The sequence below is a fragment of the Marinobacterium aestuarii genome (genome assembly GCF_001651805.1).
Taxonomy (GTDB): Bacteria; Pseudomonadota; Gammaproteobacteria; order Pseudomonadales; family Balneatricaceae; genus Marinobacterium_A; species Marinobacterium_A aestuarii.
Genome location: NZ_CP015839.1, coordinates 2,542,754 through 2,565,037 on the forward strand (window position 1 = coordinate 2,542,754; position 22,284 = coordinate 2,565,037).

Annotated in this window: 20 protein-coding genes; 8 read left to right on the top strand and 12 right to left on the bottom strand. The window is 59.7% G+C overall.

What is annotated here, in order from left to right:
* Nucleotides 1-43: 43 nt before the first annotated feature.
* Nucleotides 44-1,009 (bottom strand): Gfo/Idh/MocA family protein, encoded by a 966-nt coding sequence (locus A8C75_RS11180; RefSeq protein ID WP_157890264.1) that lies wholly within the window; start codon nt 1,007-1,009, stop codon nt 44-46.
* 167 nt (nt 1,010-1,176) lie between these two features.
* On the opposite strand from A8C75_RS11180, the gene A8C75_RS11185 reads away from it, so the two are divergent.
* The 3 genes from A8C75_RS11185 (at nt 1,177) to A8C75_RS23615 (ending at nt 3,495) form a co-directional block, all read left to right on the top strand.
* Nucleotides 1,177-2,238: a hypothetical protein gene (locus A8C75_RS11185; protein WP_067382088.1), complete on the top strand. Its 1,062-nt coding sequence runs from the start codon at nt 1,177-1,179 to the stop codon at nt 2,236-2,238.
* A 73-nt stretch (nt 2,239-2,311) separates the two neighbouring features.
* Nucleotides 2,312-2,944 (top strand): DUF502 domain-containing protein, encoded by a 633-nt coding sequence (locus tag A8C75_RS23340; protein ID WP_120785186.1) that lies wholly within the window; start codon nt 2,312-2,314, stop codon nt 2,942-2,944.
* 110 nt (nt 2,945-3,054) lie between these two features.
* Nucleotides 3,055-3,495, top strand: coding sequence for an HAD-IC family P-type ATPase (locus tag A8C75_RS23615; protein WP_067382091.1), 441 nt, complete (start codon nt 3,055-3,057; stop codon nt 3,493-3,495).
* Nucleotides 3,496-3,687: 192 nt separating this feature from the next.
* Here the strand turns inward: A8C75_RS23615 and A8C75_RS11200 are convergent, their stop codons facing one another.
* Nucleotides 3,688-4,194 (bottom strand): CHRD domain-containing protein, encoded by a 507-nt coding sequence (locus A8C75_RS11200; RefSeq protein ID WP_067387217.1) that lies wholly within the window; start codon nt 4,192-4,194, stop codon nt 3,688-3,690.
* Between the two features lie 232 nt (nt 4,195-4,426).
* Between A8C75_RS11200 and arfB the strand changes: the two genes are divergently transcribed.
* Nucleotides 4,427-4,840, top strand: a complete 414-nt coding sequence (arfB, locus tag A8C75_RS11205; RefSeq protein WP_067382095.1) for an alternative ribosome rescue aminoacyl-tRNA hydrolase ArfB — start codon at nt 4,427-4,429, stop codon at nt 4,838-4,840.
* Here the strand turns inward: arfB and A8C75_RS11210 are convergent.
* Genes A8C75_RS11210 through thiB form a run of 3 tightly spaced genes read right to left on the bottom strand, consistent with a single transcriptional unit; the run spans nt 4,837 to nt 8,010 of the window.
* Entirely contained in the window at nt 4,837-5,457 is a 621-nt protein-coding gene (locus A8C75_RS11210; RefSeq protein ID WP_067382098.1) for an ATP-binding cassette domain-containing protein, read from the bottom strand. The two genes, arfB and A8C75_RS11210, sit on opposite strands and share 4 nt — an antisense overlap.
* Nucleotides 5,450-7,018, bottom strand: a complete 1,569-nt coding sequence (locus tag A8C75_RS11215; protein WP_067382101.1) for an ABC transporter permease subunit — start codon at nt 7,016-7,018, stop codon at nt 5,450-5,452. Before A8C75_RS11215 ends, A8C75_RS11210 begins: the two co-directional genes overlap by 8 nt.
* An 8-nt stretch (nt 7,019-7,026) precedes the next feature.
* Nucleotides 7,027-8,010 (bottom strand): thiamine ABC transporter substrate binding subunit, encoded by a 984-nt coding sequence (thiB, locus tag A8C75_RS11220; protein ID WP_067382104.1) that lies wholly within the window; start codon nt 8,008-8,010, stop codon nt 7,027-7,029.
* A 168-nt stretch (nt 8,011-8,178) separates the two neighbouring features.
* On the opposite strand from thiB, the gene A8C75_RS11225 reads away from it, so the two are divergent.
* On the top strand, nt 8,179-9,033 hold the full coding sequence (locus tag A8C75_RS11225; protein ID WP_157890265.1) for a phosphotransferase family protein: 855 nt from the start codon (nt 8,179-8,181) through the stop codon (nt 9,031-9,033).
* Between the two features lie 68 nt (nt 9,034-9,101).
* Here A8C75_RS11225 and A8C75_RS11230 read toward each other — a convergent pair whose 3' ends face one another.
* The 7 genes from A8C75_RS11230 to A8C75_RS11260 form a co-directional block, all read right to left on the bottom strand.
* Entirely contained in the window at nt 9,102-10,184 is a 1,083-nt protein-coding gene (locus tag A8C75_RS11230) for a type I restriction endonuclease (RefSeq protein ID WP_067382109.1), read from the bottom strand.
* A gap of 377 nt (nt 10,185-10,561) precedes the next feature.
* On the bottom strand, nt 10,562-11,956 hold the full coding sequence (locus A8C75_RS11235; protein WP_067382112.1) for an aminotransferase: 1,395 nt from the start codon (nt 11,954-11,956) through the stop codon (nt 10,562-10,564).
* Between the two features lie 226 nt (nt 11,957-12,182).
* On the bottom strand, nt 12,183-13,610 hold the full coding sequence (locus A8C75_RS11240; RefSeq protein WP_084783996.1) for an APC family permease: 1,428 nt from the start codon (nt 13,608-13,610) through the stop codon (nt 12,183-12,185).
* 146 nt (nt 13,611-13,756) lie between these two features.
* On the bottom strand, nt 13,757-14,935 hold the full coding sequence (gene argE / locus A8C75_RS11245) for an acetylornithine deacetylase (RefSeq protein ID WP_227819892.1): 1,179 nt from the start codon (nt 14,933-14,935) through the stop codon (nt 13,757-13,759).
* A 198-nt stretch (nt 14,936-15,133) separates the two neighbouring features.
* Nucleotides 15,134-15,805, bottom strand: a complete 672-nt coding sequence (locus A8C75_RS11250) for a DUF1028 domain-containing protein (protein WP_067382115.1) — start codon at nt 15,803-15,805, stop codon at nt 15,134-15,136.
* Nucleotides 15,802-16,224, bottom strand: a complete 423-nt coding sequence (locus A8C75_RS11255) for a RidA family protein (RefSeq protein ID WP_067382118.1) — start codon at nt 16,222-16,224, stop codon at nt 15,802-15,804. The genes A8C75_RS11250 and A8C75_RS11255 overlap by 4 nt, the downstream gene beginning before the upstream one ends.
* Before the next feature lie 87 nt (nt 16,225-16,311).
* Entirely contained in the window at nt 16,312-17,583 is a 1,272-nt protein-coding gene (locus A8C75_RS11260; protein ID WP_067387223.1) for a flavin-containing monooxygenase, read from the bottom strand.
* Nucleotides 17,584-17,824: 241 nt separating this feature from the next.
* Here A8C75_RS11260 and A8C75_RS11265 point away from each other — a divergent pair, with 241 nt between their 5' ends.
* From A8C75_RS11265 to A8C75_RS11275, 3 genes are all read left to right on the top strand, one after another.
* On the top strand, nt 17,825-18,772 hold the full coding sequence (locus tag A8C75_RS11265; RefSeq protein WP_067382121.1) for a LysR family transcriptional regulator: 948 nt from the start codon (nt 17,825-17,827) through the stop codon (nt 18,770-18,772).
* A 186-nt stretch (nt 18,773-18,958) separates the two neighbouring features.
* Entirely contained in the window at nt 18,959-20,563 is a 1,605-nt protein-coding gene (gene aspA / locus A8C75_RS11270; protein WP_084783998.1) for an aspartate ammonia-lyase, read from the top strand.
* A 16-nt stretch (nt 20,564-20,579) separates the two neighbouring features.
* Nucleotides 20,580-22,064, top strand: coding sequence for an aldehyde dehydrogenase (locus tag A8C75_RS11275; protein WP_067382124.1), 1,485 nt, complete (start codon nt 20,580-20,582; stop codon nt 22,062-22,064).
* Nucleotides 22,065-22,284: the final 220 nt, after the last annotated feature.

Sequence of the window (22,284 nt, forward strand, 5' to 3'; positions counted from 1 at the left end):
CTGGGAATGCCGGGGCTATGCGCCCCGGCAAACACTCTTTGAGTTAACCCTTGCGGGCGTTGGCGCGAATCTGATCCAGCACCGCTATGACTGCCGCAGATTGCTCCAGATTGTTCCAGGCCTTGCCGGATTCGATCTGCTGGGCAAAGGCGCTGACCATGCTGGCGTACTGGTTCTGCGGTGCAATCTCGATCACCTCGCCAGCTCCGATCCCGCCTTCAGGCGCCAGGCGAATGCGCACGCCTTCGTTGGGTGCATTGAAGGGAATCTCCAGTTCTGCCCAGCCCTTGCTACCCAGCATCAGCAGGCGCTGATAGCGCGCGCCCTGGGTGCAGACGGTCAGGCTCAGGGTACGGCCCTGGCCATAGTCCAGCAGAGCACTGGTCTGACGATCAATACCAAACTGCGGATCAAGATCGATGCTGCTCTGTACGCCCACAGGCTCGGCACCGAAGCACCAGCGCCCGGCCAGAACCGCATAGCAGCCGATATCCAGCAGCCCGCCGCCGCCCCATTCGGGCACGTTGCGTACATTGGTTTCGTCGCTCAGGCCATAGCTGAATACGGCATGCAGCGCCCGCAGGTCGCCGATGGCGGGCAGAATGCGCTGGTGGATGGCGCTCCACTGAGCGTGATGGCACACCATAAAGGCTTCCATCAGGGTACCGTCGAAGTTGGCCGCAGCGTCGAGTAGCGGCTGCAGGTCGGCGCTATTCAGCGCAATGGGCTTTTCACACAGGACATGCTTGCCTGCGGCCATGGCCTTGATGGCCCAGGGCACATGCAGGTGATTGGGGAGTGGAATATAGACCGCATCCACCTGATTATCGGCCAGCAGTGCCTCGTAGCTGTCGTAGCTGCTGGGCGCACCGACGCTCTGGGCGAAGGCCTGGGCCTGGTTCAGCGAACGTGATGCCACCGCCTGAATGGGATAGCCGGCTTCCAGAATGGCCGGTGCTATCTGGGTACGGGCGATCTTGGCACTGCCCATAATTCCGAATCGAATCACTGATTAGTACTCCCTGACTGATGTAGGCTGCGAGGACTTTCCACCTGGGTCGCCATCAAGTCAAGGCTTAACAGCCTGTTAGCCAGGGTGGCAGGGGCTTTTAGTATGAAGTTGACGTAAGCGTAATGGGTGTTATGCTCGGTGCTCGTTTTCAAGGGGAGAACCGCATGACCCGAGCCCTGATTATCGCCGCCGTACGCACCCTGGATTCGCTGGGGTCGCAACAGCATTGTCTGGATCTGGAAGCCCGCATTCGCGCCCAGGGCCTGGATATCCATGAACTGGTGATTGAGCCCCTGAGTACCGACTGGCACAGCCCGGAACCCGAGGATCATTTTCGCAGCGGTTGTGCGCCCATCGAAGCCCTGGCCCGCGCCCATGCATTGATCGGCGAGGGTGTGCAGGCGGTGCTTATCCGCGGCGAAGACCTGATCAAGAGTGGCTACAGCCGCGAGGAACGGCACCGGCTGATGGCCGTCTATGGTACTGATTATCCGTTGACCCAGGCCTACACGGATCTGGCCGAGAACTATCTGGCGCGCCAGAATCTGGATGCCGAACGCTTTCGCGAGCTCGCCCAGTGCCTGTTCGAGAACTACAGCACGACCTATCTGGACCGGCATGGTGGTGATGGCAACACGCCAGAGTTGCCGGGGGCTGCCTGGTTTGAACCGGTCACCGCGCTGTTTCGCGGCGTGGATTGTGCCAACCCTATGGTGGACTTCAGCGGCCGTCTGCTGATCTGCAGCGAGGCGCTGGTGAACGCGCTGAAGGTACCGCAGAGCGAGCGTATCGAAATCAGGGGTGTGGGGCTGCGCCGTCTGGCGGGGGATGGCCGTGATCATATCGACGAGATTGCCGGTTACAATCATCTGCGCAGCGCCTACGTCGAGTGCTGCACCATGGCCGACATCAACTTCGCTCAGCGCTTTCGCGCAGGGGATGCACTGCTGGAAACCTATACCTGCTTTCCCGTGGTGCCCATGGCGTTTTTGCAGGTCAGTGGCCTGATTGATGTGCTGGATGAGATGCCGGACTTCCTTGCCCGCCACAGTGTAACTATTACCGGTGGCATGAATCTGGCGCGCGGCGCCTGGAATAACCCTGCACTGAACGGCCTTATCAGCATGCATCATCGCCTGCAGCAGGGGGATGAACATATTGGCCTGGTGCACGGAAACGGCGGCCTGGGATACCGCCAGGGAGTGGCGCTGCTGGTAAAAATCTGACCGACTATGCTTAGGAGGCATTTTAAACGGGGTGTTCTCCGTTCCCGCCGGGCCTGACAAGAGGGATAAAAGGATGTTGAAGTTTATCAGCAGAAACGTGCTCACGGGTCTGGTGACGATATTGCCCATCGCCCTCACGCTTTATCTGGTGTATTGGCTGGTGGTGTCGGTCGAAGTTGCCCTGGGTAGCCTGATTCGTCTGGTGATTCCGTCCAGCCTTTATGTACCAGGCATGGGGCTGCTGGTCGGGTTGCTGCTGATGTTTGTCATCGGGTTACTCATGCACGCCTATCTGGTACAACGCCTGTTTTCAATGGCGGAAGATCTGCTGTTCCATATGCCTCTGGTCAAGTCGATTTACCGGGCTATCCGCGATTTTTTCAATTACTTTTCTCCGGACGATCACAGGGAATTCGAACAGGTGGTCTCGGTTTCCATCGGTGAAACCGGCATGCGGGTGATCGGCTTTGTCACCCAGGCGCGGCCCGAGCGGTTACCGCCGGGGTTTCGCGAAGATGACAATATCCTCGTCTACCTGCCGCTGAGTTACATGATCGGCGGCTATGCGGTGCTGATGCCGCGCACCGCGGTTCGTCCGCTCGACATGAGCATGGAAGAGGCGATGCGTTTTACATTGACCGCGGGAGTCACAGGGGTCAGGGTGACCGAGGATCCGGTGAGGGCCGGCAACTCCCGCAGGCAATAGTGCTCGAATGACCGGTGCCATGCTGGCCGAGCTGTCCGACGAGGTGCTGGCCGGGCAGGTCGCCGGGTTGCGGGTCTATGCACGGGTGAGCCCCTGCGCAGAAGATACGCATGGTCAAGGCGCTGCAGGCCCTGGGCGAGTTTGTGGCCATGACCGGTGATTGCATCAATGATGCGCCAGCGCTTAAACGGGCTGGGATTGCCATGGGCCTTACAGGCACCGATGTGACGCCTGAGGCCGCGGATAGGGTGCTGCTGGATGATAACTTCGCCACCATTGTCAGTGCGGTGCGCGAGGGCCGCAGAATCTTTGACAATATCCGCAAGCTTATCCAGTACAGCATGACCTCCAATGCCGGCGAAGTTCTGACCCTGTTTCTGGCACCCTTTTTGGGACTGCCGATACCCCTGACCCTGGCACAGCTGCTCAATGCGCTGGCGGTACGCAGCGAAAAGGCGTCACTGTGGAAAATTGGCTTGTTGAGTAACCTGCCGATGCGGGTAGCGGTGGTGCTGACCTTTGGGCCGCAGTTGCTGGTTATTTACCTGTAGTCTGCAATGACATCTTTCGCACCCGGCCTTTGCCATTATCGGACCTGCGGGTGGGCATACTGTTGGCGGCGTTGGCGCAAATCCGACTGGCGAGCTGTTTCATCGCCAGGTTAATAGCGAGGCAAACTGTCTGTCAACAGCCTGCCAGGGAGGTGTAAGGCGTCCCCAATTGGGTGCTGCCCACGCCGCCGGTTACATGCCGGCGTGTTGCAGCTGGCCGCGAATGGCTCCGCCCGGGTGGGACGGGTTATGCACATTAATGTAGAAATCGCCGGGGTTGGCCAGGATGCGCTTGACCATGCCGGCTTCGTGGGTCGGGAACTTGCCTTTCTCGTACTCGCTGACGCAGTCGGCGGCATCACCGTCTTCCGGTCCTGCCAAGGCTGCGACCACGGGGCCGTTGCTGCCTTTCTTGCCATGATGGATATGGGCCGCCATGCCGGAACCCACTGGAACCAATTCAATGCCCGAAACCTGGAGTGCATAACACAGGGTCATTTCGTCGCCATCAACGCCAAACACCATGGCGTGTCCCTTGCCATCACTTGCACCCATGGCGCCAATTTCCTGGTCCCCCGAGAGGGTCGCGGTCAGCAGGGTGTTGGTGTGACCGGCGAAGGCCAGGGGGGCGCTGGCGATCAGCAGGCCGAACAGGCTGGTGCGAATACCGGCGGCGATGTAATTATTTTGCAGTTTCATGCTGAGTTCCTTATAGATCCTGAAAATGACCGGGTGGCTGTCGTCCATCGTTGGCCTCCCTGACTAGCATTACGCCGCTGTGCCGGTTTTGGATGTATCAAAATGCGAAAAAGCGTGAATAAAGTGCAATTTAATTTTTGCACAGGCGCCAGAGCGCTGCCGAGGCTGACAGTACGGCGGTCAATCGGTATGGTGTCAGCATTATCGTCAACGCCGGAATTAAGCCCTCTCCATGCTGAAACTCACCAACCATGTGTCCATACCCGACGACGAAATCGAGCTGAATGCCATACGGGCTCAGGGGGCCGGTGGGCAGAACGTCAACAAGGTCTCCAGCGCGGTGCATCTGCGCTTTGATATACGGGCGTCATCATTGCCGGAAGGCTACAAGGAAAGGCTGCTGGAACTGAAAGATTCACGTATCACCAAGGAGGGTGTGGTGGTGCTCAAGGCCCAGCAGCACCGTACCCAGGAGCGTAACCGCGAGGATGCGCTCAACCGCCTGCGGGATCTGATTCTCGGCGCCATGGTGGTCCAGAAAAGCCGCCGCCCCACCAAGCCAACCAAGGGCTCCAAGGTGCGCAGGCTCGACAGCAAAACCCGCCAGGGCAAGACCAAGTCGCTGCGCGGAAAGGTCGATCATTAGCGGTGAATTGACCCTGTGCCCTGTAGCAGGATGGCCCGGTCGGCCAGCTGCTGCACATCCTCTTGCTGGTGCGTGACCATCAAGACCGTCTTCTGTGCCGCTTTGGCGGTGCGTCTTGTCCAGTCGGTGGCGCGCTGACGACTGTGGGGGTCGAGCTCGGCGAAGGGTTCATCCAGCAGCACTATGGGTTCGGGTCGCAGCAGGGTGCGTACCAGCGCAATGCGCTGGCGCTGGCCGCCGGACAGCTCGGTGGGGCGGCGCCCCAGCAGGCCGGCGACCTCCAGCGTATCGAGGGCGTCCTGTAGTGCCTGTTGGGCCAGTGCAGGGCTGAGGCCCAGGCGCAGATTGTCGGCAACACTCAGGTGCTCGAACAGATTGTGATCCTGAAACAGCATGCTGACCGGTCGCTGTGCAGCACCCAGCCCCAGCAGTGATTGGCCCTGCCAGTCGAGCCGGCCGCAACGGGCCGATGCAAAGCCTGCGATGCAGTCCAGCAGGGTGGTTTTGCCGACACCACTGCGCCCCTGGATCGCCAGTATCTCGCCGCGTTGAACCTGCAGTGAATAACGCAGCGGCTGCTGATCACGCAGAACCTGCAGATCCTCTATATCAAGCATCCTGTTGTCCTTTCTCGAAGTGCTGAAACAGCCAGACCACCAGTGCACAGATCAGCAGCAACAGAAGGGAGGCGACCGAAGCCTCGCCCATGCGGTAGGTGCCGGCGTAGCCATAAATCAGCCAGGGCAGGGTGGTCCAGTCGCTGGTGCCGAAGATCGAAAAGATGGCTACATCCCCCATGGCAAGCAGCAGCATCAGCGCAAAACTGGTGATGCAGGCGCGGCGCATATAGGGCCACTCAATGCACAGGCGCTGCCGGAATCCCAATTTCAGCGAGCGCACCAGACGTTCATATTGATGGTCGAACTGCAGCAGCCGGGGGCGCAGTTGCTGTACGGCGTAGGGCACGATCAACACCATATTGAGCAATACCACAAACAGCATGCCCCAGTGATCCAGGTCAATGCGTGGCAGCAGCAGAATGTAGAGCCCGACCGACACCACCATGGCCGGTGCCACCAGGGCGTGGGTACTGAGCCAGTCGTACAGTAGCGCCAGCGTGCTGCGGCCTTCAGTGCGGGCAAAACGCGAGGGTAACAGTGTGGCGTAGGCCAGCAACAGGGCGCCACTGCCGGCAATCGCTGCGATGAGCAGGGTCGTGAGAGCGGGCCTGGCTATGGCAAGCCAGTCAAAGCGTGCCAGATCCACCTGCAGTAAGCCTGGCACCAGGGCCAGCAGCGGCAACAGCAGCGCCAGTGCGGCAGTCGCGTATACAAGCCGATGCAGGCGCTGCATGGCAGCACCGGGTTTGGGTGTCCAGTGCTGCCGGGTACTGTCAACGCCCAGCCACTGGCTGCTACCGAGGCGGTTCAGTAACAGGAAAAGACTGCCGGCAATAAGCAGTTGCGTCCAGGCCAGTGTCAGGGCTTCGGGGATATTGAAGTCGTACTTGAGGGACTGATAGATCGCCACTTCCAGGGTGGTGGCACGGGGGCCGCCACCGAGTGCCAATACTACGGCAAAGCTGTTAAAGCAGAGTACGAACACAAAGCCGAACAGCTGCAGCATGCCGGCGCGCAGGGCCGGCCATTCGATCAGACGCAGGCGTTGCCAGGTTCCAAGCTTGAGTTGTGCTGCCAGCTTCCAGCTGCTGTCGGGAATATGCTGCAGCTGCAAGAGCTGTACTCGTATGGCAAAGGGCAGGTTCAGATAAACATGGGCGATCAGGATGCCGGGCAGACCATAGAGGTTCCAGTCGGGCCCAAGCCAGGGGCTTATCAGACCCTGGCGGCCGAGCAGCGCGACCAGCCCGGTAATCAGGATAAGTGTCGGCATCACGAAGCTGAGCACACACAGGCTCAGAAAGCTCCGGCGCAACCAGAGCCCTGGGCTGTAATAGAGCGCCCGTGCCACGGGCCAGGCGAGAATGAGCGCCAGCAGAGCGCTCAGGGCCGCCTGTTTGATGGAAAACCAGACGACGCTGTGAAAATAGCCGTCTGACAGCAGGCGGGTATCCAGACCGCTCTTAGTCCCAGAGCCGTCAAATCCGATCAGGCCATAGAACGCCAGTACGGTGAAAGTCAGGCTGAATCCCAGGGCCAGCAGACCGGCAACACGCATAGCGGCGGCTACTGTGCGGCGCTGCTACGCCACTCACGCAGCCATTGCTGGCGCGAGGCACCGGCTTCGTCGGCGCTAAAACCAATGCGCTGGGGGCTGATCAGCTCGCCGAATACCGGTGGCAGTTCAACGTCGTCTATCACCGGTAGCATCCAGTTGGTCACGGGGATAATGGTCTGGGCTTGGGGCGATACTAGAAACTGCAGAAACTCGCGTCCCAGGTCTTTGTTCTGGCTGGTGCTAGTGATGGCAGCAAGCTCAATCTGTGCCACGTGGCCTTCGCTGAACGGGGCTGCGCGGTACTGCGTCTTGTTTTCAGCCACCACATGGTAGGCCGGCGAGGTGTTGTAACTGAGTACATAGTCGGCATCGCCTGTCAGAAACAGGCTATAGGCTTCCCACCAGCCTTTGGTCACAGTGACTGTATGGCTGGATAACTGCTGCCAGGCTTCAGGTGCCTCATCGCCGTAGACCGATTTGACCCACATCATCAGGCCCTGGCCCGGGGTGCTGGTGCGCGGGTCCTGGTAGATCACGCTGGCATCGGAGTCGATCAGCGCCCGCAGGGAGGTTACTGGCTGGCTGATCTTGCTGCTGTCATAGATAAAGGCAAAGTAGCCAAAATCAAAGGGCACGAAGCTGTCGTCCTGCCAGGCCAGCTCCTGGCGCAGCGGGCCAATCTCGAGGCCGTGGGGCTCAATAAGGCCGGTGGCGCGGGTGTCGACACTCAAGCCATCATCAATACCCAGAATGACATCGGCCTTGTTGTTTTTTCCTTCGACACGCAGCCGATTGAGGATGCTGACGCCATCTTCCACCGCCAGGTACTCCAGATCACAGCCGCAGTGTGCTTCAAAGGCCTGCTCCAGCTGCGGGCCCGGGCCCCATTCGGAGACGAAGGAGTCATAGGTATAGACGCGCAGATCCGCAGCCTGGCTGACCTGACTGATTCCGAGCGCCAGTGCTGAGCACAGGCCGATAAGTGTTTTCATGCTGATCCTTCAATGCCGGTGGCAGACGTCGGGCATCGTGGCAGGTACACTGCGCCGACCGTGGGTCTGTAATGGGCCCGGATTCTAACGCAGCCGGTAGTTTCAGTCATGCAAGCAGCGCCCTTTTCCGCCGTACAGTCCGCCGTTCAGTCTGCGATTCACCTATATATGCAACAGCACCCTGAGCTGGCCTCGGTATCGCCACAGTGGCAGCCCATGGCCGGTGGCAGCAGCAACCGACTCTATAGTTCGGTCGCCGACTCGCTGGTGCTGCGGGTGAATGCGGCGCCCGAGCAGGTGCCGGGCGTTGATCGCAGACGCGAAGCCGATGTGCTGGCACAGCTGCAGGGGCAACCCTGGGCACCCTGGGTGCTGCACTGCGCCGTGCAGCCCAGTGCAGCAGATGATCATGGCTGGCTGCTGACCCGCTGGCATGGCGAGAGCCCTGTAAGTGAATTGACCAGAGCGCAGCGCGCTCAACTGCGTGATGCCGTGGCCGCCTGGCAGGCGCTTGAATTGGACGTAGAGGGCCAGGAAAAGAGCATGGCAATGGATTACGACGCTCTGCTCGCAGGCTACGGCGCTCAGCTTGTCGGCCTGCCGATGGAACGCGCCCTGCAGCAGCTGGTGGTCCGCGCAGCACGGGAACTGGCATTGCTGCCCGAAATACCGCGGGTACTGACGCATCATGATCTGCACCCCGGCAATCTGTGCCTGAACGAAGACACGCTGGTGGTGGTGGACTGGGAATATGCGGCCCTTGGCTGTGCCTGGTTCGATGCCGCCGCCCTGATACAGCGCTGCGGCATGAAGGCGGAGGATATCGCTGCGCTGCCGGCGTTTGCGACTATCGATGCAACACAGCTGGCGGACGGTCTGATGCGGGCCCGCTGGCTGTGCGAAGCGCTGGAATGCCTCTGGTACTGGGCCCGTGGCCTGGCGGGCACCGACCGCAAGATGGCGGATCTGATGCGCGATACCCTGCGGCTGTTCAAACAGCCAGAATTGACGGCGGAAGACTAGATACTAGTCGTTTACCCCCTCACTTATAGTCGCTTTTAGCGAGGGGGATCGTTTTACGGGCACATGGTTTAGTCGTACAAAGCCACCGTGTTTTTCAAGTCTGCAGCGAACTTAAAGATATCATCAAGGCGCTCGATCGGGTGCCGAGTCTCTTTTTTATCTTCATCAAAGAGCCCCAGATATTTCTGTGTTCTATTGAAGTGAAGTCTGCACAGGGGTTTACGGTTATTGTCGTCGAGCAGCACTCCGAAGTAGCTTTGGGTGTCTCGGGGGACTATGCGTTCGACTTCAATCACTTCTCGCAGTATCGCTCGTATAATGTGGTAGCCCTCCAGCTCTTCAACAGTCGTAACAACCTTGTTGTCCTCAGCAGCCTCAATGTCTGCATCACGCGGCTCTTGTGCGTGTGAGTCCCGTACCTGGGGAGTGTCCGAGCCGCTGGCTAGAGCCGTTTTCAGACGGTCGTTTATTTTGTCATTTAAGAACTGCCTGAGCGCCTTAACCGTCAGTTCTGAAAACTGTTCCCGAACTTTTTGAGTGATAACTCCGTCGTAAACTCTGGAAGCAAAGAAACGTACAAAGTCGTCGTCGGGTGCTGCGATTTGTTGGCCGATAACCTTCTTTATTTGATATAAATACTTGAGTTCTCCGGCCGCATTGATCACCGAGTCCACATCGAAGTCTGCCTTGGTGAGTTTTGCAACTTCGGGAATGACATGCTCATCAATATTGGACAAATCAAGTTCAAGAAATGGTTTTTCGTCCATCTTGTTTGGTGCTTCTAGATCCGTAAAGAACTGGTAGACGACGCCGTTAGTGAGTACTGCGATTCTGGCATTGGTGACGGAGAAGTAGCGGTATAGCTGAGATGCATGTTTGAGTGAAAGAGGTTCGTTGTACTTTTTGCACTCGATCAGGATCTGGATGACTCCATCTTTCAAAAGCGCATAGTCTACTTTTTCTCCCTTCTTGGTACCGGTATCCGCAGTGAACTCCGGTATCACTTCGGAAGGGTCAAATACGTCATAGCCAAGTACGTTATTCAGAAAGGGCATCACAAAGGCGTTTTTGGTTGCCTCCTCTGTTTCGATCATGCTGCCCAGCTGCTTGATTTTGTTGGCAAGTGTCGCCAAAGAATTGCCTATTTCCATGCTTTACTCCCTGTGCCCGCGGCATTTGAATCATCCTGATGAAGAATTGGCACTGCCATGCAACCGCATAGAGCGCAGGCCAAACCACTGCAGCTTGATGGATCACTGTGGATTGCGCAAGGATGGCCGTGCGAACGGGTTAGTTTGCCGATGCAGTCATCAGTTTCTGGCATGTGAAATGCGGGATACTTTCGTAAAGTACTTCGTTTTGTTCCTCAATTGACTGAAGCGCTGCGAAACAGTGCGGCGATGTCGCCGGGGCTGCGTTGCCTGTAACGGCAGGGTGATGCAGGGATGTGAAACAGGGTGGTTGCCAGCAACGCCCGGGCGCTTAAGGTTGCCCGGGCTTTTTTGTTGCTGGTATCAAGGGCTGGAACTTAGAGGTAGCCCTCGGCCTTGAGCTCGGCGGTGGTCACTTCGATGCTTTCCCGCAGGGTGGCGACCATGAAGTCGACATGCTCGCGGGTCAGTGTCAGCGGCGGTGACAGCACGTTCATGTGGGCCAGCGGACGCACGATCAGGCCGCGGGCCTGGCAGTGATCGGCGATACGGTTGCCGACCTTGGCCTCGGGGCTGATCAGTTCCTTGGTGTCCTTGTTCGCCACGTTCTCGATGCACATCATGAACTTGCGCCCGCGTACATCACCGACGATCTGCAGATCGCTCAGCGTTTTAAGTTGCTGCTCAAAATAGGCGCCCATTTCCTGCACATGGCCGCAGAGGTTTTCACGCTCCATGATTTCGATATTCTTTACGCCGGCCGCACAGCTTACCGGATGGCCCGAGTAGGTGTAACCGTGGGTGAAAATGGCACCGTCGGCCTGGGGCTTGCTGATGACGTCGTAAATGTCCGACGACAGGATGGTCGCACCCAGGGGCAGGTAGCCCGATGTCAGGCCCTTGGCGCAGGTGATGATGTCCGGCACGATGCCGAACTCATCTTCGGAGGCGAACATGTGCCCCAGGCGGCCAAAGGCGGTTACAACTTCGTCGGATACATAGAGCACGCCGTACTTGCGGCATACCGCGAGGATTTTCTTGTGGTAGCCATCGGGCTGTACGATAACGCCGCCGGCCCCCATGATGGGCTCGGCGAAGAAGGCGGCGACGTTGTCGGCACCCAGCTCGAGAATCTTGTCTTCCAGCTCCTGTACCTTCTCGTCACAGAAATCTTCCAGGCTCTGGCCTTCAGGGCGGCGGTACGGGTTGGGGCAGGAAATGTGGTGCACCAGCTGCTCATCGATATCGAAACCGATATGGTCGAACTTCACCCCGGTGATGGACATCGCCATGTAGGTGCTGCCGTGATATCCATCGATGCGCGAGATGATCTTCTTCTTGGTCTTCTGACCCAGCTGGTTGAAGTAGAAGTGAATGATGCGCACGGCGGTGTCATTGGCAACGGAGCCGCCGCAGCCGTAGAACACATGGTTCAGGTTGCCGGGGGCCAGTTCTGCCAGTTTTGCGGCCAGCTTCGCTGCGGGCACGGTGGTGTGGTGGCCAAAGCTGGAGTAGTAGGGAATCTGGCGGATCTGGTCCGCAATGGCTTCGGCCATTTCTTCGCGGGCATAACCGATGTTGACGCACCAGAGGCCGCCGATGCCATCCAGGTATTCACGGCCGTCGCCATCCTTGACATGCACATTGTCACTGTCCGCCAGGACCATGGATCCCGTTTCCTTGAACGTGGAAAAATCGGTCCATGGGTGAATGTAGTGGTCTTTATCCTGTTGCCACACGGTTTGCATGTCGATCTTCTGTTGTTCGGACATTTTCAACATCGCTCCTGGTTCTAATTCTTGCTGCTGAGATACCTGTCCAGATTAAAGGGATCCTTAGTATTGGTAAAATATGTTTTTTCGTTAGTCTGTATTTGTAAATCCTTTCCATTGTCGACCGGGGCATACCGGTTGTGTGCGCGCAGCGCCTATACGAAAAAAGCCGCGGCCCAGTGTGGGCGGCGGCTTGGAGGACGGCCGATAGGGCGGGCTGACCGGGTTACTCGGCCTTGAGCGCCTTCTCGATTGGTTCGGGCTTGAACAGGGGTTTCTTCATTACCAGCTTGATCCAGACCACGGCTATTACCGATACCAGTCCCAGCACCATGCCCGCAGCACCGAATATCTGGCCGCTGAGCTCCGGCGCCGGCGAGGCGTAATAGATGGCGTAGACCATGCCGCCGATACCGACGATCTGGGGCAGCGGGTAGAAGGGCGTTTTGTAGGGGCGCTCCAGGTCCGGATAGCGGCGACGCAGGGCAATCACGTTGACGTGGGTAATGATGTAGGCCAGCAGCCAGGCGATGGCGGCGGAGATCAGCAGCAGGCCGATGGCATCGGGATTGTCGCCCATGATGATCATGGGTAGCCCGGTGACGGCGGCCACGAAGAGGACCGCAACCCAGGGGGTGTTTGTGCCCGGTGTGAGTTTTTTCAGCTGCGGAAACGCCTGGCCATTCTGGGCCATGCCAAAGAGCATGCGGGGAATGGCCGCCAGCGAGGTGTTCAGGGTGCTGCAGGTGGCGGTTACGGCGGCAATGGCCAGGAAGGTCAGGCCGACATCGCCGAACACCGCCTTGGCGTAGTCGTAATGGGGCAGCGGCGACGCGGCCAGCTCATCGGCGGGAATGTAGAACAGCGCTCCCAGGCAATAGATGCTGATGGTCACGAAAATAATGGTTACGCCCAGCAGCATCGAGCGGGGAATGTCGCGCCCGGGATTTTTCGACTCCTCTACCAGCGGGCAGACGAACTCGGCGCCCACGTAGCCCCAGATCGCCAGGGCCACCAGGGTGATAACGCCGGCGCCCATGGGGTTCCAGTCGGCGGTCAGGCTGATACCGTCGGTATGGGGAGTGGCGATGCCGAATACGGCGCTCAGGCCCAGCATCAACAGCACCAGCACCATCACGAAGGCGAGCACAGACTGCAGTTTGGCAAAGAGGTCAATGCCCATCAGGTTCAGCACCGTGAAGATGGCCAGCAGCCCAAAGCCCACGCTCATCGGTGGAAAGACGCCGGGATAGATCTTTTCCAGAATGAAATCCACCAGCAGCAGCTCGGCGGACAGCGCAAACATGGCCACCACCACGTAGCCCGAGAACACCGCCAGGATGGCGGGGAACTGGCCGATCGCCACCTCGGTATAGCTACTGAGGCTGCCGGCCCGGGGAATCATCAGCGAAAGCTCGGAGAAGGAATAGACGTAGGTCAGCGCCAGTATATAGCCCAGCGCCAGGGGAATGATGAAGCCCAGGCCCGCAATGCCCGCGCCTTGCAGCATTAGCACCATCACGCCCTGGGAAACCACGAGGCCCACCGCCACGGCGAGCAGGGATCCAAGGCCGAGTATGCGTTTGAAGCCTGTTTTTTCAGTTGCGGCGCTGAGCGAATGCTCGGCGGCAACAAAGCCTGTTTGATCGGACATATTTAGCTCCTGTTGGTTTTTATAGTTGTCGGTTCACGGGTCGACTGTCAAATTGGGGCCCTGTTGTTGCCCCGGTGCCGTTGCCGGCATAGCACCGCTGCCATGACGGCATTGCTGTAACGCAGGTGTCTGCTCCCTGGGCTGAATTACTGAAGGCTGAGGCGCTCTATCAGGCGCTGCATGAAGGTTTGGCATTGCTGCAGTTGCGAAAGCTCGATGTATTCATCGGGTTTGTGCCCTTGATCCATGCTGCCGGGGCCGCATACCACCGTGGGCACCTGCAGTGCCTGGCTGAAAAGCCCGCCTTCGGTGCCGAAGTTGATATTGCCAAGGGGCGCATCGGCCTGGTTGGTCAGCTGGCGCACGAAGGTGATTGCCTCGCCGTCCTCGGCCGTGCTGAGACCGGGGTATTCGGTAGTGATGTCGATATCGATACGGCAGCTGTCATCGACCCGGCGCATTTCGCGTTCAAGGTTGCCGGCTTCGGTGCGCAGCTGGGCCAGCAGGTCGTGGGGATCCTCGGCGGCGATGTTGCGCATCTCGAACAGGAAACTGCAGTGCTGCGGGACTATGTTCAATGCCTGGCCACCCTGAACGGTGCCGGTATGAACGGTACTGAAGGGGATGTCGTAGCCCTCTTCGAAGGGGCCCTGCTGCTGGCGTAGCTGGGCCTGCTGCTCCAGCCAGCCGATCAGGCGGGCGGCATAGTTCACCGCATTGACCCCCTGGGGCGCCATGCCGGAATGACAGGCCTTGCCCTGCACGGTCACGCGCGCGGCAAGCTTGCCCTTGTGCTTGTTAACCACCTGCAGGCCTGTCGGTTCGCCGATGATGCACAGCGCCGGCTTGACCGGCTGCTGTGCCAGCATGTGGATCATGCGGCGCACGCCCACGCAGCCGATTTCTTCGTCATAAGACAGGGCCAGGTGGATGGGCGTTTGCAGCCGGGCAGCCTGCATGGCGGGTACGGCGGCCAGTGCCACGGCGATAAAGCCCTTCATGTCGGCGGTACCGCGACCGTAAAAGCGGCCGTCTTCATCGCTGAGTTCATGGGGGGGGCGGGTCCAGTTCTGGCCGGTGACCGGGACCGTATCGGTATGGCCGGACAGCATGACACCGGCCTTGTCGGCAGGACCCAGGGTCGCGTAGAGGTTGGCCTTGGTGTTGTCGTCGTTGTGGATCAGCTGGCTCTCTACGCCATGACTGCGCAGGTAATCCTGTACCCAGGCCAGCAGTGCCAGGTTCGAGTGGGCGCTGGTGGTATCGAAGCTGATCAGCTTTCGCAAAATGTGCACTGTGGCGGCATCATTCATCAGGTCGTTCATGCAGTCTCCGGGCGCCTGGCGGGTCGGCGATGTTGAATCCAGACTAGGGGATGGCTCTGGATTCTTAAAATATTTTTAATCTTTGTTTAGTATCAAAAAACTTAATTCATGGCGGCGCATATGCCGCCGGGTTGTACAGCCGCTGTATGCGAACACAGGCCCCCGCCACTGTGCAGGCGGGGCCTGTGCTAACGCCGTTTACTCGTCGCCGGGCACGCCGAAGGACTCCGCATCCGACGGGTTGCTGGCGCGGGTGATGTACGCCTGCATCTGGGGCTCGTAGAGCGTCCAGAGGGTACGCAGCTCGGCAATGGGCGTCCCGTGCCAGTCGGCGCGCAGGTCCACCACCGGCCAGCTGGGTTCGGCACTGACTTTTAGGCCCGCGGAGTACACCGGGCCCATCTCGCCGCCCGCCGCCAGGCCCGCTTCCAGTGCCTGTAGCAGGCGCTCCGCCAGGTGGCCGCGGCTGCTTTCAAAGGTCCTGACCATGGCCTGGGGGACGGCGTCGTTGGCCAGCAGGTTACCCATGGCCAGGCAGTGCTGGCCCTGGGCCGTGGCGTGGATTCCCAGTGCCCGGGCGCCGCTGAAGGTCGCAGTGTCACCCCGTGCATTGAGTACACCCAGCTGGCGCCACTCGATGTCGGTATCCGCCTGGGCCTGGGCCTTGAGAATCTCTTCCGGCGAGAGGCCCTCGCGCAGCAGTTCCAGGCCCAGGGAGCCCAGCGCCGGGTTGGTGACGTTCTGGGTCAGGGCAACACCGGTGCCGCTGGCGACCCAGGCGCAGCGGCTGGTGACGCAAATGCTGGACGAGGTAATGGCACAGCCGAGCATGCCGGTATCAGGGCAGTAGCCTGCAACGGAAAAGGTCATGGTGCCTCCGCGTCGGGAATGACAGCGATGACGTCAATTTCCATCAGCCACTCCGGCTGGGCCAGACCTGCAACCACCAGCCCGGTGGAGATGGGAAACACACCCTTGAGCCATTTGCCCACTTCGCGGTACACGGGCTCGCGAAAGCGCGGGTCGGTGATGTAGGTAGTGGTCTTGACGATATGGGACATGTCGGAGCCGGCTTCTTCGAGCAACTGCTTGACGTTTTTCATGGCCTGCTCGGACTGGGCGCGCGGATCGCCCAGGCCAACGAGCCGGCCTTCGAAGTCGGTACCTACCTGGCCGCGGACATAAACGGTATTACCGGCCCGAACCGCCTGACAAAGATCGTTGTCCAGCGTCTGGTTGGGGTAGGTAACTTTGGTGTTGAACATGCGAATACGTGTATGGGTCGGCATTAACCTGCTCCAGCGATTGTGTGTAATAAAGGGCAAGCACCGGTGCAGGCAATTGAGTCTGCCCCGGGATTGTTGTTACGACAGTTGTTACGACTGGCGTTGCTCGGCATCGCGATAGTCGAGGTACTGGCGTTGAGTAGCGATATGGCCCGCAATGTGTTTTGCATCGTGCCAGACGCCCCAGATAAAGCTGGAACCGCGGCGTGACAGCCAGGGCAATCCCACGAAATAGATGCCGGGCTCCGTTGATACGCCGCGCTGGTGCTGTGGTTTGCCGCTGGCATCGAAGGCGTTGACCTTGAGCCAGTTGTAGTCCACCGCAAAGCCGGTGGCCCAGATGATCGAGGTGACGCCGGCCTCGGCCAGGTCCAGCTGCAGAATCGGGTTGCTGACGCACTCAGGGTCCGGCAGGCGGTTGCGGGCCTCGGGCTCTTCGGGCAGGTCGAGGCCGTTGCGCGCGATATAGGCGTCGGCCGCATCCAGCAGCGCCAGGTAGCTTTCATCACCCCGGGCGAGGTTCTCGGCCAGGTTGGACTCGAAAGTTGCCACACCGTCAGTGAAGCCCTTGGTCAGCCCCACGAGCTTCATGCCCTGGTGCGCCAGCGCCCGGAAGTCGATGGTCTGGCCGCCGTGGGCACCGCTTACGGCAATGGTGACGTGCTCTTTGCCAGGCTGCATGATTTCGGCATCCCACTCGCCCAGCACGCCGAGCCACCAGCAAAAATCCCGGTTGCGGTAGGCCCGCGGCGGACGGTCATGGGCGCCCACGGAGAGGTAGACCTGCTTGCCGGCGCGCTGCAGTTCGTCTGCAATCTGCACACCGGAAGAGCCTGCGCCCACCACCAGTACCGCGCCCTCTGGCAGTTGTGCGGGGTTGCGGTACTCGGCGGAATGCATCTGCTGGACGCTGCTATCCGTGGGCGCGATCGGCGGGATCACCGGGCGCTGGAAAGGCCCGGTGGCGGCCACCACGCGGTTGGCTTCGATGACGCCCTCGGAGGTTTCGATGGTGAAGCCCGGACGGTCCTCGTTGCGATTCACCGACCTGACTTCCACGCCGGTACGCACAGGCGCATTGAATTTTTTCGCGTAGGCTTCGAAGTAGTCGGCAACGCGCTCCTTGGAGGCAAAGGCATCGGGATCCAGTTCGTCGAATTCCATGCCGGGGAAGCGGTCATGCCAGACGGGGCCGTTGGCGACCAGGGAGTCCCAGCGGCCGGTGCGCCATTTTTCCGCGATGCGGTTGCGCTCCAGTACCAGGTGGGGAACGCCAAGTGCGCTCAGGTGTTCACTCATGGCGACGCCGGCTTGACCTGCGCCGACAACAAGCGTGTCTATTTCTATTTTTTCTGTAGTCATGTCTGTGTCCTTCTGGATGGCGGTTTGTGTCAGGCCGGTCATGCCTTGCCTTCGTTGTTGGGAACAGACTATGTCGTGGTCTTGCATTGTTAAAATATTATTAACCTAACAGTGGGATTTGTTTTTTTGATACAGTGGCAAAAACGCCGCTTCAGGGTACTGACAGCACCACCATCAGCAGCACGCCGGTGAGTATTGGATAGGTATCGCAAGCAGCACAGACAAAAACAGGAGAGCCTCGATGCGATTTACCCTCAAACACCTGCGCTATTTTGTCGTCGCCGGCGAGATGAGCAGTGTCACCAAGGCCGCCGAGGCGCTGCATGTGTCTCAGCCCTCCATTTCCTCGGCGATCCTGCATCTGGAAGATGTCACCGACCTGCAGCTGTTCGTGCGTCACCATGCCCAGGGGCTGTCCCTGACGCCCTCCGGCCGCCAGTTCCTGCGCAAGGCCAAACAGCTGCTGGCCGAAGCCGACGGGTTGGTACACTACGCCAGCACCCTGGGCAGTGATGTGGCCGGTTCCCTGCGCATCGTCGGTTTCCCGACCTTTACACCCATACTGGTGCCCGGGCTGATCAAGCGCTTTGTCGATGCCTATCCGGCGGTGAAGGTGCACTGCGACGAGAAGCACCAGAAGGACATTATTCAGAGCCTGCACGATGGCCGCTACGAGCTTGCCCTGACCTATGACATGCAGATTCCGGCGGATATCGAGTTCGAGCCGCTGATGGAGTTTCCGCCCTATGCGGTGGTGGGGCGGGACCACCCCCTGGCGGACCGCAGGGAAGTTTCGCTGGCGGAACTGGCGCCGCTGCCCATGGTGCTGCTCGACTGGCCCATGAGCCGGGAGTATTTTTATTCGCTGTTTCTGAGCCTGGAGCTGGAGCCCAACTTTGCCTACCCGGCCGAGTCCCTTGGCATGGTGCGCGGCCTGGTGGGTAACGGTTTTGGCTATACACTGTTCAACAGCCCCATGGCCTGTAATCTGGCGTTTGACGGTACTGAGCTGGTGGCCATACCGCTGACGGAGAAACTGCGCCCTCTGCGCATGGGCGTGGCGCGGCTGTCGCAGTTTCGCCTCACGCCCGCGGCGGGCGCCTTTATCAAGCAGCTGGAGGAACAGGTGCGGGACTTGTCGAGCAGTGTGTTTGAGGACAAGCGCTTTTACCGGTTGCTGATCGACTGAAAGCCTGGGTGCCCGGTTGAGGCGTTGGATGTCTCTGCATAGCAAATACAAATGCAAATGAAACAATTAAGATATTTTACAAATGCTGGTGCGCTTTTTACGCTGGTGGGGTGAAACATCGAACGCCTTGTTTGAGTTTCCATCCCAAGACCAGCCAGCGATGTCGAGACTGCATCGGAGTAGCCCATGAACGCCAACAACAAGAAGCCGAACAAAAACGCAGCGCCCTCGGCTCAGGCCGGTGAAGCCCCGGACAGCGCCCTGCCTGACGCCCTGTCAGGTGGCAAAAATGCATCCGGGTCTTCAGCCCGTCCCCCGGCCCCCGAGCGGGCAACGCCGTCCTGCAGCGATCGCCAGCAACCCCCGCTGATACGGCGGGAAAAAGACCTGCTGGGCGAGCGGGATGTGCCCCACAGTGCCTATTACGGTGTCCAGACCCTGCGCGCGGTGGAGAACTTTGAAGTTACCGGTATCAGGCTGGAGCACTTTCCCAAGCTCGTGATCGCCCTGGCGATGGTGAAAAAGGCCGCCGCCCTGGCCAATCGCCGGCTGGGACAGCTGGATGGGCCGCGCAGCGAAGCGATCTGCCAGGCCTGTGATGAGATCATCGCCGGGCGCTGGCACGAGCATTTCGTAGTGGACGTGATCCAGGGCGGCGCCGGTACCTCAACCAACATGAATGCCAACGAAGTGATCGCCAACCGGGCGCTGGAGCTCATGGGCCATGCCCGGGGCGAGTACCAGTACCTGCACCCCAACAATCACGTCAACCTGTCCCAGTCCACCAACGATGTGTACCCCAGCGCCATCCGCCTGTGCATTCTGCTCAGTTACGAAGGCTATACCCAGGCGCTGGGGGACCTGTGCTACGAGCTCAAGCACAAGTCGGTGGAGTTTTCCGATGTGATCAAGATGGGTCGCACCCAGTTGCAGGATGCCGTGCCCATTACCTTGGGGCAGGAGTTTGGCGGCTGGTACGCCACCCTGAAGGAAGATATCGAGGAAATGCGCGATGTGGTGGAGTACTTTCGCGAGATCAACATGGGCGCCACCGCCATCGGTACCGGCATCAACACAGACCCGGAATACTCCAGCCTGGTGATCGAGGAGCTGTGCCGTATTTCCGGCAGGTCGCTGGTGCCGGCGCGCAACCTGATCGAGGCCACCTCGGACATGGGAGCCTTTGTTACCTTTTCCAGCGTGTTGAAACGCAACGCCATCAAGCTGTCCAAGGTGTGTAATGACCTGCGCCTGCTTTCCAGCGGGCCCCGGGCCGGCTTGCAGGAAATCAATCTGCCGCCCATGCAGCCGGGCAGTTCCATCATGCCGGGAAAGGTGAACCCGGTGATCCCGGAAATGGTGAACCAGGTGGCCTACCAGGTGATCGGCAATGACATTACGGTCACCATGGCGGCGGAGGCCGGCCAGTTGCAGCTGAACGTGATGGAGCCGGTGATTGCCTTCAATGTTCTGCAGTCGCTGCAGCTGCAGATCCGCGCCATCCGTACCCTGGCGGACAAGTGTATCAGCGGTATCAGTGCCAACCGCGAGCGCTGCCGCGACATGGTAAACAACAGTATCGGCATTATCACGGCCCTGAACCCCTGCCTGGGCTATGAGAACGCCAGCCGTATCGCCAAGCAGGCGGTTCAAAGCGGCCAGAGCGTGCGCGACATCGTGCTGGCTGAAGGCCTGTTAACCGAGCTGGAACTGGATGACATCCTCAGCGCGGAAAACATGACCCAGCCGCGGCGCCTGAAAAAAACCAGCCAAATGACAACCGTTGCCTGACTCCAAGGAGAACCCCATGACGGACAAGAACAAGGATTACTGGCTTGGCCTGCAGGCCAGCACCGAATTGCGCACCCAGGCCTGGATCGATGGCCGTTTCGTGCCCGCCAGCGATGGTCAGACCTATGAGACCCGCAACCCGGCTACCGGTGCGCTGCTGGCGCAGATGAGTGCCTGCAGCAGCGCTGATGTGGATACCGCGGTACGGGTGGCACGGCGCAGTTTCGAGGCGGGCGTCTGGTCCGATGCCTCGCCGGCGCAGCGCAAGACGGTGATCAAGCGCCTGGCGGCACTGATTCGGGACAACGCCGACGAGCTGGCGCTGCTGGAAACCCTTAATGTCGGCAAGCCGGTGCAGGAAGCGCTGAATATCGACATCCAGGGTGCGGCCGGCTGTTTCGAGTGGTATGCCGAGGCCGCCGACAAGCTCTACGGCGAAGTGGCCCCGACCGATGGCAACAACATCGCCACCATCACCCGCGAACCCGTGGGCGTGGTGGCAGCGGTGGTGCCCTGGAATTTCCCTCTGGATATCGCCGCCTGGAAGCTGGCGCCGGCGCTGATCAGCGGCAACTCGGTGGTGCTGAAACCGGCGGAACAGTCGCCGCTCACGGCACTGCGCCTGGCGGAACTGGCTAAGGAAGCGGGCCTGCCCGATGGCGTGCTCAACGTGGTCACCGGGCTCGGCGAAGTGGTGGGCAAGGCGCTGGGGCTGCACATGGATGTGGACTGCCTGGCCTTTACCGGCTCCACCGCCGTGGGCAAGCTGTTTATGGGCTACGCGGCGCAATCCAATATGAAACAGGTGTGGCCGGAAACCGGCGGCAAGAGCCCGAACCTGATCTTTGCCGACTGTGACCTGGATGCGGCGGTGGAAAATGCCGCCAATGGTATCTTCTTCAACCAGGGTGAAGTCTGCTCGGCCAATTCGCGCATCCTGGTGGAGCGCAGTATCCATGCTGCCTTTGTTGAGAAGTTTGTCGCCAGGGCGCGCGCGCTGAAAGTCGGTGACCCGCTGGACACTGATACCCGTGTGGGCGCGCTGATCGACAGCAATCACGCCAGCGGCGTGCGCCAGCATATCGACAGGGCGCAGCAGGAGGGGGCCCGGCTGCTCACCGGTGGCAGCGGTGATACTGGCAGCAACCAGGTGGCCCCGACCATCTTTGATGGCGTGACAGCGGATATGTCCATTGCCCGGGATGAAGTGTTCGGACCGGTGGCCGCCGTGATCGTCTTTGATGATGAAGCCCAGGCGCTGCAGATTGCCAATGATTCCATCTATGGCCTGGCCGCCTCGGTCTGGACCACGAACCTCAACCGTGCCCACCGTGTCGCCCGCAAGCTGCGGGCCGGTACGGTATCGGTGAACACCACGGATGCGCTGGACTTCAGCACGCCCTTTGGCGGTTACAAACAGTCCGGCTTCGGGCGCGACCTGTCACTGCACGCGCTGGACAAGTTCACCCAGTTGAAAACCACCTGGATCAAGCTGGGGTAAATGCTGGAGCGCCCTGAGCCGGTGGTTTTCCAGCGGCCGGTTTGGGGTGCATGTTTCAAGGAACCGGATTATCAAGGCCAGCAGGGTGTCTGTTCAGACGCTCTCTGGCCTTTGTGCTGTATAGAAATCCGATAAATTTATATGCGTATCGAACTATATGTATAGTTTTCTGAAAAATATATACATGTTCTTCGGCCTATGTATAGTTAATGAAGAACTC